The 302-nt window shown below is 64.9% G+C and carries 1 protein-coding gene; it reads left to right on the plus strand.

All coding sequences use genetic code 11. The features are described from left to right. Nucleotides 1–109 precede the first annotated feature (109 nt). Nucleotides 110–238 carry a hypothetical protein gene (locus FVA95_RS33600; RefSeq protein ID WP_255474726.1) on the plus strand — a complete coding sequence of 43 codons (129 nt, stop codon included), beginning with the start codon at nt 110–112 and terminating at the stop codon, nt 236–238. Nucleotides 239–302 lie beyond the last annotated feature (64 nt).

The following is a 302-nucleotide window of genomic DNA, read 5'->3' on the forward strand; positions in this document are numbered from 1 at the left end:
CAGGCCTCCTAACGACCCTGCGGAGCAACCGGCAGAGCGGAGCAAGCACGCAGCACGCAGGGTGTCCGAATCGCTGCGCCGAGCCAGACGATCAGCAACACTGCACACCATGGCGAAGAAGAAGAAGGGCCGACCCAAGGCCTGGCGGACCTACGACCGCATGGCTGACAGCTCCGGACCGAAGGGGGTCACCCACCCCGGCAGTGCTCCTCAGGGTCCCTGGATCGAGGTGTTCTAACGGTGTGTCGTGGTGTTGCAGCATCCGGACAGGCACACCTCGATCCAGGGACCCTGAGGAGCAC

This window comes from Pseudonocardia sp. EV170527-09 (assembly GCF_008369905.1).
GTDB lineage: Bacteria > Actinomycetota > Actinomycetes > Mycobacteriales > Pseudonocardiaceae > Pseudonocardia.

Coding starts and splice junctions, on each gene's coding strand:
- FVA95_RS33600 (WP_255474726.1), top strand. CDS start 110: ATGGCGAAGAAGAAGAAGGGCCGACCCAAGGCCTGGCGGACCTACGAC.